Origin of the sequence: Pantoea sp. R13S299, from assembly GCF_048515925.1 — a bacterium.
In the GTDB taxonomy this organism is placed as follows: domain Bacteria; phylum Pseudomonadota; class Gammaproteobacteria; order Enterobacterales; family Enterobacteriaceae; genus Pantoea.
The window spans coordinates 1,856,954-1,869,535 of sequence record NZ_JBLYEF010000001.1 but is presented as its reverse complement, the minus strand read 5'-3'; the positions used below and the strand labels follow the sequence as shown (position 1 = coordinate 1,869,535).

The 12,582-nt window shown below is 54.9% G+C and carries 11 protein-coding genes; 4 read left to right on the top strand and 7 right to left on the bottom strand.

The features are described from left to right. Window positions 1-11: 11 nt before the first annotated feature. From ACN1CO_RS09000 to yeiP, 6 genes are all read right to left on the bottom strand, one after another. Window positions 12-1,820 (bottom strand): extracellular solute-binding protein, encoded by a 1,809-nt coding sequence (locus tag ACN1CO_RS09000; protein WP_419138673.1) that lies wholly within the window; start codon window positions 1,818-1,820, stop codon window positions 12-14. Between the two features lie 40 nt (window positions 1,821-1,860). Continuing rightward, entirely contained in the window at window positions 1,861-3,423 is a 1,563-nt protein-coding gene (locus ACN1CO_RS08995) for a cyclic di-GMP phosphodiesterase (protein WP_419138672.1), read from the bottom strand. Window positions 3,424-3,642: 219 nt separating this feature from the next. After that, window positions 3,643-4,218, bottom strand: coding sequence for a bifunctional murein DD-endopeptidase/murein LD-carboxypeptidase (gene mepS, locus ACN1CO_RS08990; protein WP_090959377.1), 576 nt, complete (start codon window positions 4,216-4,218; stop codon window positions 3,643-3,645). A gap of 512 nt (window positions 4,219-4,730) precedes the next feature. Continuing rightward, complete coding sequence (locus ACN1CO_RS08985) at window positions 4,731-5,438, bottom strand: phosphatase PAP2 family protein (protein WP_419138671.1); 708 nt, start codon at window positions 5,436-5,438, stop codon at window positions 4,731-4,733. 45 nt (window positions 5,439-5,483) lie between these two features. Further along, the gene (locus ACN1CO_RS08980; protein WP_419138670.1) at window positions 5,484-6,455 is read right to left on the bottom strand and encodes a CobW family GTP-binding protein; all 972 of its coding nucleotides are present in this window, start codon (window positions 6,453-6,455) and stop codon (window positions 5,484-5,486) included. 75 nt (window positions 6,456-6,530) lie between these two features. Then, window positions 6,531-7,103, bottom strand: a complete 573-nt coding sequence (yeiP, locus tag ACN1CO_RS08975; RefSeq protein ID WP_003854146.1) for an elongation factor P-like protein YeiP — start codon at window positions 7,101-7,103, stop codon at window positions 6,531-6,533. 163 nt (window positions 7,104-7,266) lie between these two features. Here yeiP and ACN1CO_RS08970 point away from each other — a divergent pair, with 163 nt between their 5' ends. From ACN1CO_RS08970 to fruA, 4 genes are all read left to right on the top strand, one after another. Next, window positions 7,267-7,521 (top strand): YkgJ family cysteine cluster protein, encoded by a 255-nt coding sequence (locus ACN1CO_RS08970; RefSeq protein WP_419138669.1) that lies wholly within the window; start codon window positions 7,267-7,269, stop codon window positions 7,519-7,521. A 272-nt stretch (window positions 7,522-7,793) separates the two neighbouring features. Then, a complete protein-coding gene (fruB, locus tag ACN1CO_RS08965) occupies window positions 7,794-8,924 on the top strand; it encodes a fused PTS fructose transporter subunit IIA/HPr protein (RefSeq protein ID WP_419138668.1) in 1,131 nt (376 codons plus the stop codon). After that, window positions 8,921-9,859: a 1-phosphofructokinase gene (gene fruK, locus ACN1CO_RS08960; RefSeq protein ID WP_090959394.1), complete on the top strand. Its 939-nt coding sequence runs from the start codon at window positions 8,921-8,923 to the stop codon at window positions 9,857-9,859. Before fruB ends, fruK begins: the two co-directional genes overlap by 4 nt. 16 nt (window positions 9,860-9,875) lie before the next feature. Further along, window positions 9,876-11,588, top strand: coding sequence for a PTS fructose transporter subunit IIBC (gene fruA, locus ACN1CO_RS08955; protein ID WP_419138667.1), 1,713 nt, complete (start codon window positions 9,876-9,878; stop codon window positions 11,586-11,588). Window positions 11,589-11,704: 116 nt separating this feature from the next. Here the strand turns inward: fruA and nfo are convergent, their stop codons facing one another. Next, a complete protein-coding gene (gene nfo, locus ACN1CO_RS08950; RefSeq protein ID WP_419138666.1) occupies window positions 11,705-12,550 on the bottom strand; it encodes a deoxyribonuclease IV in 846 nt (281 codons plus the stop codon). Between the last annotated feature and the right edge of the window lie 32 nt (window positions 12,551-12,582).

The following is a 12,582-nucleotide window of genomic DNA, read 5'->3' as shown; positions in this document are numbered from 1 at the left end:
CGGTCATCTCCTTAGCGTTTGCTGGCCGGCAGGCGTCCGGCTTTGTTTGTGTCGTACCACCAGTTTTCCAGTCCGACACTATAGGCGGGCTTGAGGGCAGGATGAGAAAACTTATCCCAGTACGCCAGCCGCTGTTCAGCGTTGTACCACATCGGGATCATATACGCATTCCACAGCAGCACCCGATCGAGCGCCTGTGCCAGCGGCCGCAGCGCAGTGGGATCACCCTGATGCGCCACAATCTGTTTCACAAAATGATCGACCAGCGGATCTTTAACCCGCGCGGTGTTCCACGACGAGGTGATGTAGTCGGACTGCCAGAGGATCTGCAGGCTGGAAGTCGGAATCGGCATCGCTGAATAGACCGTGGCAATCATGTCGTAGTCGCCTTCACGCAGGCGGCGCAGATACTGCGAGCTGTCGATCTGCCGCAGATTCAGCGTGATGCCGAGCCGCGAAAGGTTGTGCTGCAATGGTAACGCCCAGTCGTTGTTTGAGCCGCTGCGCAACAGCAACTCGACGGTAAACGGCTGACCGGTTTTGTCGTTGACCAGGCGGCGATTTTTAATCTGCCAGCCCGCCTGTTTTAGCAGCTCAAACGCTGTTAACAGACTGGCGCGGTCATAGCCGCTGCCATCGGATTTATGCGGCTGATAAGGCTGACTGAACAGCTCAGGCGGCAGTTGCGCGCGCCAGGGTTCAAGCAGCGCCCGTTGCTGTGCATCCGGCACGCCGCTGGCCGCATACTCTGTGTTCTGGAAGTAGCTGCTGGCGCGATGCCACGCCCCGTAGTAGAGCGCTTTGTTCATCCACTCGAAATCAAACATCAGAGAGAATGCCTGGCGCACGCGACGATCCTGGAACTGCGGTTTTTCATTGTTGAATGCCAGCCAGCGGGTATCGATAGCGGCTTCATTGGGCATCGTCTCTTTAACGATGCTGCCCTCGTCGAAATTGCGGCCGCGATACTGGGTGGCCCATTTCTTCGCCGAGGTCTCTTCACGCCAGTCGTAAGCACCCGCTTTAAAGGCTTCGAACGCCACATTGTCATCCAGATAATAGTCATAGCGCATACGATCGAAATTAAAGCGTCCGCGATTCACCGGCAGGTCGGCAGCCCAGTAATCTTTCACCCGGCTAAACTCAATAAACTGGCCCAGCTTCCAGCGGGTAATGCGATAGGGTCCGCTGGACAACGGCGGTGCACTCAGCGGCTCGTTAAACTTCTTATCGTGCCAGAACGACTCCGCGATCACCGGCAGCGTCAGTAACCCCAGCAGCAGATCTTTATCCGGCTTCTGTGCCTCGATGCGAACGGTGAGATCGTTCAGCGCTTTAACGTTAACGCCGCGATAGGCGACGCGGAACTGGGGCACGCCCTCAGTCATGAATTTCTGAAAGGTGAACGCCACGTCGCGGGCGGTGATCGGTGTGCCATCCTGGAAACGCGCGCGGGGATTCAGATGGATCTCAATCCACGAAAAATCGCTGGCGTAACGTGCCGACTCGGCAATCAGCGGATAATAGCTGCCCGGTTCATCGTCTGAACTGGTGTAAAGCCCGTCATAAAGCGTGCCGGTGTTAATGCCCGGATTACCGCGTGAGGCGTAGCGGTTGAAGTTGTCGTAAGTGCCGACCACCGCCTGAGTCATGCTGCCGCCTTTGGGTGCGTCGGGATTGGCGTAGTCGTAATGACTGAAGCCAGGCGGATATTTCGCTTCACCGGCCTGAGTGAAGGCGTAGCTTTGCAGGACCGTAGCAGCCAGCAGCGGGGTGATGAGCAGGCTGCACAGCAGCAGAAGTCCGGAACGAAACAACATGCTCTCTCCTGTTAAATGTCCGGCGTCCAGGCAGGCCGTGTCAGGCTTTATGACGCCGGAAATAGTCTATCAGCGTTTCAGGCCTCAGCGGACGGCTATAGATGTAACCCTGCAGATGGGTCACACCGCGGTTAATCAGCCAGGCCGCCTGCTCGCCGGTCTCCACGCCTTCGGCCACACTTTTCAGGTTCAGCTTCTTCGCCAGTTGCAGCACGGTATCCAGCACCGGTGAGGTCTGGGTATCGGTACCGATGCTCTGAACAAAGCCGCGGTCGATTTTCAGGTAATCAAAGTCATAACGTTCAAGATAGATCAGCGCGCTATGACCGGTACCAAAATCATCAATGGCGATATGGATCTGCTGCTGATGCAGCCAGTCGAACAGTTCTCCGACGTTTTCGCCGCGCACCATGGCCCGCTCGGTAATCTCAAACACATAATTAAAGTGGTCCGCAGGCATGGTATCAAGCCAGTGCAGCACATCCTGACGAAAGTCGTTGTCAGTCAGATGCAGAGGCGAAATATTGAGGCTCAGGCAGGCATGACGGGGAATGGTATGACACAGCAGGTGTGCATCACGTGAAACCAGCTGAAACAGATGTCGGGTCAGCGGAATAATCAGGTTTTGCGACTCGGCGTACGGAATAAACACATCGGGCGGGATCGGACCTTTGGTCGGGTGAGTCCAGCGCAGCAACGCTTCCATACCATAAGGATGACCATCATGGGAGGTAACCAGCGGTTGATATTCAACGTGAAACTCGCCGCGCTTCATGCCCCGAATCAGCTCTTTACCCGGACGCTGATAAACTGACAGCAACAACCAGCAGCCGCCAGCAACCAGCAGCGACAGCAGCAGGCCACACAGCAGGATATTCTGGTAGTCGCTGAATGCCAGCGTGGAGCCGTACAACACAAACTGCAGCGGATAACCTGTCAGTGCCTGCCGGATCAGTGGCTGCGGCAGATTTATGTTCTCAATGACGCCGGACTGCCAGCTGGTTAAGGCGCTGCGCTGGGCCATCAGTGCCATACCGGTAATTTCCGGATGCCGTGACGCCAGCAGCTGATAGGGCGCCAGGGTGATATTCAGCGTCGCGAATACGCCTGACTGCAGGCTGCCGGGATTTTTAATCCACAATGCCAGCGCCGGTTTATTCGGTTGTAATGGCGTGCCTGGCATCAGTTGCAAATCGAAATCGTGCGAAATATCACTATGAGGCGCAATGACATTAATCGGCAGATTAAAACTGCCGGTGGCCGAGGAGCAAAAGGCATTCCCGTCATTAACCAGCAGGATGGCGCGAAGGTTACCGGCAAAGGCAGCGCGTGAAGTGAGTTCACGATTAATGGTATGACAGGCAGTGTGGGTAAAGGGAAGCAGGGGACTTAGGGTACTGTTGAGCAGGCTGGAGAGCGTTTGCTGTAAGGCTGTGCGACTGTTCTCCAGCAATTGCTGATGTTGTCGTTCGCGCTTCTGCCAGGTCTGGTGAAGCGACAGTGCGGTAAATAACAGAAAGAATAAGCCGCCGGCCATCGCGCTACTCCATGCGATGCGGCGAGGATAAGTGGCGTGGCGCCGTAGCGCCCCCGACAGTGGCATGAGGTGCTCCTGATCAAATTATTATTATGTTATTGCGCACGACTGCTTCGGTTTAAGCGACCGAGAATATAACGAGAGTGTCTGAAAAGTCTCGTTATTAATCTGAATGACAATGCTTTTATCTTATCTATCTGCTGTCGGTAAAAATAAGGGACGAAAAAAAACGCTGCATAAGCAGCGTTTCATGTTCTCTGGCTGAGAGAAGATCGAAGGTGATAATCAGGTCGGGTTACGACTTAATACACGGCGTCCTTCACGATAACGCTTTTTCCAGTAGTCATCATTGAGACTGGAGATCATGACGCCACTGCTGGTGGAGGCATGAACGAAGTTATCGTTACCCAGATAGATACCTACGTGACGGCCCGTTGAACCGGCACGAAACATCACCAGATCGCCAGGGCGCAGTTTACCGCGGGTAATCTCTTTGCCGGTGTCCTGTTGCTCAGAGGTAGAACGGGGTAATTCTAAGCCAAACTGATCGCGGAAGGTGCGTTGTACAAAGGCGGAACAATCGATCCCGCGTTTGGTATCGCCACCGAGGCGATAGCGCACACCTTTCCAGACGGCGTATTGTTCCATGATGCGCGACTTAACGTCGACATTACGCACCATTTCTTCAAACTCATCCTGAGACGCCTGAAGTAAAAAACCATTGTGGTTGTTAACTTCATGATTCTCGTTATTCGCGTTTTGACTACTATGGGTACTGCTACAAGCTGAGAGGAGTGTTGCCAGCGCCAGGGCGGGCACGATCCGCAAGATATATCTCAGTATTGGTTGAGACTTGACCATTATTCGGGTTTTCCTTCGATTTCCTTACGACAAAATTGTCGCCAGCCAGATGACAAAACAGGGAGATTAATAAGCGCAACAGACTAAGACAAATCCTTAATTACTAAAATGTGTTAATGGACACACTTTAACGGTAAAAAATCCGAATTTTCTGCCGCTGTAGCCTCACTGCGACTGAGGTTAACTGATTACAGACGCCGTGGCGAGTGCTTTTAATCAATTTCATATAGGTTTTTTTGATGAGAATCAAACCGTAACACACTGACTACTTTAGCTACAATTGTGGTCAAATGATGAAGAGAACAGGCGGTGAAAGGGGCGCTAATTCAGGGCATAGAGCCTGTTTTTAGATTTTTCTTTATTGACAGAGGGAATTGGTGACTATTTAGCCTGCCAGCAGGGTCATAACCTTTTCTTTTCGTGATTTTAATTAGCAGGCTAATAGTGATGAGCTGTTTTTTATAAGCGCGGAGGGTTAAGACCAGGGCGATTTAACCGACCGCGCTTAACATTTACATGACGGGCTTATATTTGCCCGGTAATTTGCGATAAAACCAGTTAACCAGCACATCACTGGCTGGCGTTAATAGCCACCAGCTCAGGCCCACTAATATTACCGACAGTGAGCCGACGGCAATATCGGTAAACCAGTGTGCACCCGCCATGACGCGCGGCAGTGAAAATAGAATCACAATAGCGGCGGCAATTAAAAAACGGCTGAAGCCAAAATAACGCCACATAAAGCAGGCGAAAATAATCAGCATCATACCGTGGTCGCCAGGGAAGCTGTCTTTCGAGGCATCTTTCGCGGGAATACCGGTCAGTTCACTGACGCGATGCACGTTCTCAAAGAACAGGGTCGGACTGGAGTGTTTCACCGGCAGCAAGTGGCCGAGCTGATTTAGCACGACCGCGGTAAGCAGCATGGTGATGCCAATAGCCAGCATCCGGCGCTGCGCCTGTGGCGTTTCCCGCCGCCAGATCGACAGATAAAGCAGGCCCATCGCCAGCAGTGACACTGCATCAAAACCACGGAAATTGGTGATAGCGACGATCAGCGCGAACAGCGGATGGGTCACCATCTGATTATTGAAGCCAAAGAAAACAGATTTATCGATACCAAACCAGAAACCATGTTCAGGCGGCAGATACCACGAAAGAAATAGCACTACGCCCAGTGCATTAAGCAGCAGGATAGTAATAAGGCGGGTTGCGCGCATAATCAAAAACTCATTTAAAAAAAATAACCGCCGACAATACCTGTCTTAGCGTAAACGGCACTTCAACAACGCCGATTGTAGCCGATTCCAGTCAGCCTGCTGAGAATGGATGATCTCAATGCGGCTATCGGGTGGCGGTGAGGTGAGCGTCTCACTTTGCAGGTCTTTTGCCTGGCAGTTAATACGCATTGTGCCTTCTGCTGTGCGCATTACGCCTTTAATGCGATCTACCTGTGCCTGCCGGACCCATTCCAGCAGCGCACCGCTGTCGAACAGCGTATCAGCATCAAACAACCAGCCGCAGGCGCTATAGTCCTGGCCGTGGTTCAGTGCCCGACGCCAGCGCGCCTCGCCATCCAGTCGTAATGCTGCCAGACCACTCGCGGGATTGACCGGATGATGATGATGATGTGGCACGGGAAGTTCACGGGGCTGATAAGGCGTATCCAGCAGGGAAAGCGGGATCTGACCAAATTCTGTTTCTATTAATGGACGCGGAGGCTGCATCTGCTGCTGCCAGTCAGCCAGGCGCTGACGATCCTCTTCATCCCAGCAGTCACGCTTATTGGCGATAATAATATCGGCGGCAGCCAGCTGATCGCGGAAGTTTTCATTGGCAACGATTCGGGGATCGGCGAGCTGGCGCGCATCCAGCAGCGTCAGGGTGGCCCTCAGTTGCAGCCACGCCTGATAAACCGGCGCACTTAACCTCTCTGTCACCTGACGGGGATGACCCAGGCCGGTAGGCTCTATTAGCAGCCGATCGGGCTTGCTCTTCAGCAGCATATTCAGTCCGACCTGCATTGGCAGGCCATTCACGCAGCAGAGGCAGCCGCCGGGGATCTCTTTAAGTGTGGCACCGCGATCGGCCAGCAGGGCACCATCGATTCCGATCTCGCCAAATTCATTGACCAGCACGGCCCACTTTTCACCGGCGGGCCGGGCTGCCAGCAGATGGCAGAGCAGCGTGGTTTTGCCGCTGCCCAGAAAACCGGTAATCAGATTAACGCGTGTCATGGGTCCGACTCCTGCCCGGGAATAGCGTGATAATGTAATACTATAACACTATCACGATTGGCAGCAGTTGAGTGGTTAGTCTGCACGACCCATATAGCGGCGTTCAGCAATATGGATGCGGATACGGTCACCATTGCTGAGGTATTCCGGAACCTGGATGGAGAGACCTGTGCTCATTCCGGCCGGTTTGGTGCGGGCGCTGGCGGAAGCGCCTTTAATGCCTGGTGAGGTATCCACAATTTCCATATCTACGGTTTGTGGCAGTTCCAGCGCCAGCACCTGGCCTTCCATCGTCAGCACGTGAATACCTGGGATGCCGCCTTCAGGGATAAACAGCAGCTCTTCTTCAATCTGCTCCTGTTTAAAAGAGTAGGGGGTGTAATCTTCATCATCCATGAAGATATATTCGTCACCATCTATATAAGAGAAGGTCACACTGCGACGGCTGAGCGAAATCGCATCAATAATCTCGTCGCCTTTAAAGCGCTCTTCGACTTTTAAACCGGTGCGGACATCGGTAAAGCGCATTTTATACAGGGTGGCGGCACCGCGTGCGCTGGGGCTCTGGACATCAATGTCTTTAACCAGCAGCAGTTTACCGTTGTGGGTGACGGCCATCCCTTTTTTGATTTCATTGGCTTTTGGCATTGCTGTTCTCGCTATCTTGAGAGTGAAGTGCGCGCAACGTTACTCGCGCCGTGGAAAACTGGCAATATGGCGGATGCGAAATTTTGTGTCAGGCCGCGGCTTTCATGGCAATTGCTGTCACGGACTGCTATTGTCGCCGCGACTTTCTCTGCCGGAGCACAGCATGCAATGCCGTAGCCAATGCGGTGCCTGTTGCACAGCGCCCTCTATTTCTTCACCGATTCCTGGCATGCCTGACGGTAAGCCCGCGAACACGGCCTGCGTCCAGCTTGATGACACACTTCGCTGCAAATTGTTTGGCTCACCACTGCGTCCTGCCGTCTGTGCAGGTCTGCAACCAGCACATAGCATGTGCGGCGATTCGCGCCATCAGGCGATGATCTATCTGCTGCAACTTGAAGCAGATACCGCGCCCTGAGGCGCTGACGCTGCTGAAGTTTTTAGTCCGGTAATCTCTGGCTTACAGCAACCGCGTCAGCCTGTTTACTTTTTATTCGCCTTAACCCCCCCGAAATGTGCGTAACGTCAAAAATCTGTTACGCCGTTTGCGCATTTTCTTGCCTCCGTATAGTTGCTGTACCACAATCCCTGAAACGTTTCAGCGGTGACCGCGCCACCTGTTTTCAACAGCATGGCGTAAAAAAATCCCCACTGGCTGAAACGATTCAATCTCAGCAAGCGAGGAGAATTATGTTCCAGCTCGAATTGCAGGCCATCCATACCGGAGCCAGCGCCCAGAATAAAGAAGAGGCCATTCGTCAGGTTGCTGCCGCGTTAACCGCGGCGGGCAATGTGACGGAAGGCTATGTCAACGGCATGCTGGCACGCGAACAGCAGACCTCAACCTTCCTCGGCAACGGCATCGCAATCCCTCATGGCACCACCGATACCCGCGATATGGTGCTGAAAACCGGTGTTCAGGTGTTTCAGTTCCCGCAGGGCATTGCCTGGGGGGACGATCAGACCGCCTACGTTGCTATCGGGATTGCCGCTAAGTCGGATGAACATCTGGCGTTGCTGCGTCAGCTGACGCATGTTCTGAGCGATGACACCATTGCCGAACAGCTTAAAACCGCCTCTGCTGAAGACCTTCGTGCGTTGCTGATGGGCGAGAAACAAGCCGCCGAGTTCAGCTTCGACACCTCATTAATTACGCTCAACGTCGCAGCCAGCGATCTGATCACCCTGCAGGCGATGAACGCCGGCCGACTGCAGTCCGCAGGCGTGGTGGATTCCAGCTACGTCGCAGACGTGGTCTCAACGGCTCCGCTGAATCTGGGTCAGGGCATCTGGCTCAGCGACAGCAGCCTCGGTAACCTGCGCAGCGGCGTGGCCATCAGCCGCGCTGAACATGCCTTTGAGCATCAGGGCGAATCAGCGGCGCTGTTAATCAGCGTTTCTGCGACCGATGAACGTCCGCTGGAAGTGCTGGGTTACCTCAGCGCATTGCTGCAACAGGGCAAAGCAGATCGTCTGCTGAAAGCTGATGCGGCAGGCGTCTACGCACTGCTGACCAGTGAGGTTGATGAGCAGGCTGACGTGCTGACTGCTGAATACACTATTCGCAACGAACATGGCCTGCATGCCCGTCCGGGCACCGCGCTGGTCAGCGTGATCAAGCAGTTTAACAGCGACATCACCGTGACTAATCTCGACGGCAGCGGTAAACCGGCTAACGGCCGCAGCCTGATGAAAGTGGTTGCACTGGGCGTGAAGAAAGGCCATCGCCTGCGCTTCACCGCCAGCGGCGACGATGCACAGCAGGCGCTGAACGCCATTGAAGAAGCGATCACCAGCGGTCTGGGTGAGGGGGCATCATGAGCAGACGCGTCGCCACCATCACGCTGAATCCGGCGTATGACCTGGTGGGATATACCCCTGAAATTGAACGCGGCGAAGTCAATCTGGTGAAAACCACCGGGCTGCACGCGGCGGGCAAGGGCATCAACGTTGCTAAAGTTTTGAAAGATCTGGGTATCGATGTCACCGTGGGTGGCTTCCTGGGTAAAGAGAATCAGGACGGTTTCCAGCAGCTGTTCAGCGAGCTGGGCATCGCTAACCGTTTCCAGGTGGTGCCAGGCCGTACCCGTATCAACGTTAAACTCACTGAACAGACCGGCGACGTGACCGATCTGAATTTCTCCGGTTTTCAGGTCACCGCTCAGGACTGGGATCGTTTTACGACGGATTCTCTGACCTGGCTGGGCCAGTTCGATATGGTCTGCGTCAGCGGCAGCCTGCCAGAAGGTGTCGATCACGATGCCTTTACCCGCTGGATGACCGAACTGCGCACCCACTGCCCATGCATCATCTTCGACAGCAGCCGCGAGGCGCTGGTGGCAGGACTGAAAGCCGCACCGTGGCTGGTTAAACCTAACCGCCGTGAGCTGGAAATCTGGGCCGGCCGCAAACTGCCAACCCTGCAGGATGTGATTGGTGCTGCGCACGAACTGCGCGAGCAGGGCATCGCCCATGTGGTGATTTCGCTGGGCGCTGAAGGCGCGCTGTGGGTCAACGCTTCAGGCGAATGGATTGCTAAACCGCCGGTGTGTGAAGTCGTCAGCACCGTGGGTGCCGGTGATTCGATGGTTGGCGGCCTGATTTATGGCCTGCTGATGCGCGAATCCAGCGAACACACGCTGCGTCTTGCGACTGCCGTGGCGGCGATGGCCGTGAGCCAGAGCAACGTTGGCGTTTCCGATCGTACTCAGTTGGCCGCAATGATGGCGCGCGTCGACTTACAACCCGTTAACTGACAGCAGGAGAGCGATAATGAAAACGCTGCTGATTAAAGACCCTACACTGGGACTGGCTTCCGCATACATGGCGCAACAACGTCTGGCGGCGGCTGCCGCTGCTGCGGGCCTGACACTGACTGATAACCCTGCCGACGCTGAACTCGCGATTGTGCTGGGCAAAAACGTGCCGGACGACGCGGCACTGAACGGCAAAGCGGTCTGGCTGGGTGATATCCAGCTGGCAGTACGTGAGCCTGAAACTTTCCTGAACCGTGCAAAAGCCGAAGCCAAAACCTGGCAGGCTCCTGTTGCGGTGGCAACACCTGCAGGCGCACCAGCTGCTGCACCGGCTCAGGCTGGCGCACAGAAACGCGTGGTTGCTGTTACTGCCTGTCCGACTGGCGTGGCGCACACCTTTATGGCTGCCGAAGCCATTCAGGCTGAAGCGACCCGTCGCGGCTGGTGGGTGAAAGTGGAAACCCGCGGTTCAGTGGGTGCTGGTAACGCCATCACGCCGGAAGAAGTTGCAGCCGCCGATCTGGTGATCGTCGCAGCCGATATCGAAGTCGATCTGGCGAAATTTGCCGGGAAGCCGATGTACCGCACCTCAACCGGTCTGGCGCTGAAGAAAACCGCGCAGGAACTGGATAAAGCTGTTGCAGAAGCGAAGCCGTACAAAGCGGCGGCTGGCGGACAGAGCAATGAGAGTGAAGAAGAGAAGAAAGGCGGAGCAGGGGCTTATCGTCACCTGCTGACCGGTGTGTCTTATATGCTGCCGATGGTGGTCGCGGGTGGTCTGAGCATCGCCCTGTCGTTCGCTTTTGGTATCACAGCCTTTAAAGAGCAGGGCACACTGGCCGCTGCGCTGATGCAAATCGGTGGTGGCAGCGCCTTTGCCCTGATGGTTCCGGTGCTGGCGGGCTTTATCGCCTTCTCCATCGCTGACCGTCCGGGTCTGACGCCAGGTCTGATTGGCGGTATGATTGCCACCAGCATCAACGCCGGTTTCTTAGGCGGTATCATCGCGGGCTTTATTGCCGGTTATGCGGCGAAGCTGATCAGCGGCAAAGTTAAACTGCCGCAAAGTATGGAAGCGCTGAAACCGATACTGATTATCCCGCTGTTCGCCAGCCTGATCACCGGCCTGCTGATGATCTACGTGGTGGGCAAACCGGTTGCAGGCATCATGAGTGGTCTGACGCACTGGCTGGCTAACATGGGTACGGCGAATGCGGTCCTGCTGGGTGCGATTCTGGGCGGCATGATGTGTACCGATATGGGTGGTCCGGTGAATAAAGTGGCTTACGCATTTGGCGTCGGCTTACTGAGTTCGCAGACCTATGCACCAATGGCCGCCATCATGGCAGCCGGTATGGTGCCACCGCTGGCGATGGGTCTGGCAACACTGGTTGCCCGTCGAAAGTTCAATAAAGGTCAGCAGGAAGGGGGTAAAGCGGCACTGGTTCTGGGTCTTTGCTTTATCTCAGAAGGTGCGATTCCATTCGCGGCCCGTGACCCGATGCGCGTTCTGCCTTGCTGTATCGTAGGCGGTGCAACGACCGGCGCAATCTCCATGGCGATTGGCGCGAAACTGATGGCACCGCACGGTGGACTGTTTGTCCTGCTGATCCCTGGCGCGATTACCCCGGTTATCGGCTATCTGATGGCGATTATCATCGGCACCGCGATTGCAGGTCTGAGCTATGCGGTACTGAAACGTCCGGAAGAGCAGCTGGCGAAAGCCTGATTTGCAGAAATGCATAATCTGCTGAAGTAAAAATAACAGGGAGCCGGATGGCTCCCTGTTTGCTTTTACAGACGGCTCTCGAAATTAAAGCGATGGGAGCATACGCTCCCCTTTCTCTATCCCTGCTGTTCGGCTTTCAGCCAGGCAATCTCATCTTTCCAGATATCAGGATTAATGGTTTCCAGAATCAATGGGATGCCATCAAACCGCGGATCTTTCATCAGCCAGCTAAACGCCGTTTTGCCGATATTCCCTTCACCCAGGCTGTGATGACGGTCAACGCGACTGTCGAAGGCGCTTTTGGCATCGTTAAGATGCATGCCGCGCAGATAGTTAAAGCCGACAATGCGCTCAAACTCTGCAAAGGTCGCTTCGCAGTCCGCTTCGGTGCGCAGGTCATAACCGCCAGCAAACGCATGGCAGGTATCAATGCAGACGCCGACACGCGACTTATCTTCGACAAGTTCAATAATGGTGGCGAGGTGCTCGAAGCGGAACCCCAGGTTACTGCCCTGACCGGCGGTATTCTCAATCACGGCGGTGACATTCTGGCTCTGGTCGAGGGCGATATTGATCGACTCCGCAATCCGCTTGAGACAGGCCTCTTCTTCAATCTGATGCAGATGGCTGCCGGGATGGAAGTTCAGCAGCGTCAGGCCGAGCTGGTCACAACGTTGCAGTTCATCAATAAAGGCCGCGCGGGATTTCTCCAGCGCCTCTTCAACCGGATGACCGAGGTTAATCAGAAAACTGTCGTGCGGCAGGATTTGCTGCGGACTGTATTTATACGTCTCGCAGGCGGCGCGAAAAGCATCAATCACCTCAGTGGAGAGCGGGGCGGCCTTCCACTGACGCTGATTTTTAGTAAAGAGGGCGAAGGCGGTGGCTTCTATTTCATGGGCGCGGATCACGGCCTGATCCACGCCACCTGCCGCACTCACGTGTGCGCCAATATATTTCATGCCTTTCTCCTGGGGCTATGCACGGATGAAAC